Raw genomic sequence first — 927 nt, 5'->3', positions numbered from 1 at the left:
GAAGAACACGAACGCTTCTTCCAGGCAATGCTCGCGGACGTCACTGAGCCAACGCTGCCGTTCGGGCTGGTCGAGGTACACCGTGATGGCTCTCAGATAGGCGAGACCCGGCGAATGCTATCCTCCGATTTGAACCTGAGGCTGCGTGCACAGGCCAAACGCCTGGGCGTGAGTCTCGCCAGCCTGTGTCATGTCGCGTGGGCGCAAGTGCTTGCGCGTACCAGTGGGCAGGAACAGGTCGTATTCGGCACAGTCTTGTTCGGGCGGATGCAAGCGGGCGAAGGAGCAGACCGGGCGATGGGGCTGTTCATCAACACGCTGCCGCTTCGGTTGGATATGGATGAGGTCAGTGTGGCCGAGCGCGTGCGTCATACGCATGCAAGGCTGGCGGAACTGCTGGAGCACGAACATGCTTCGCTCGCGCTGGCTCAGCGATGCAGTGGCGTGCCAGCAGGCACGCCACTGTTCAGTGCGCTGCTGAATTACCGGCATAACTCGAAACCGTTCGGCGAGACCAAGGCAAGCGACACCTTGTCGGGTATCGAAATGCTCAGCTTCCAGGAGAGGACCAACTATCCATTCGCGCTGTCGGTGGAGGATTACGGACAGGCGCTGGGGGTGACGGCGCAGGTGCAATCGCCCATCGATTCGCAGCGGGTATGTGGGTATATGGAACAGGCGCTCTGCAGTCTGGCCGATGCGCTGGAGCAGACTCCTGGCCAGCCGGTGCGTCAATTGGAGGTGATACCCAAAGCGGAGCGGGAACTGCTGCTGCAGATCTGGAACGCAACCGAGGCGCCCTATCCCGATCAGGCGTGCATTCACCAGTTGTTCGAAGAGCAAACCGAGCGAACGCCCGAAGCCGTGGCCATCGTTCACGAAGACGAGCAGCTCAGCTATGCACCACTCAATGCGCGCGCCAACAGC

At 61.1% G+C, this 927-nt stretch carries 1 protein-coding gene; it reads left to right on the top strand.

The genetic code is table 11. The features are described from left to right. Positions 1-927 (top strand): condensation domain-containing protein (locus BN2475_RS35565; RefSeq protein ID WP_245841356.1); only part of this gene is annotated, 927 nt, incomplete at both ends.

This window comes from Paraburkholderia ribeironis, assembly GCF_900019265.1.
Taxonomy (GTDB): Bacteria; Pseudomonadota; Gammaproteobacteria; order Burkholderiales; family Burkholderiaceae; genus Paraburkholderia; species Paraburkholderia ribeironis.
The sequence above is the reverse complement of the archived record's forward strand: the minus strand, read 5'-3'. Positions and strand labels throughout refer to the sequence as shown.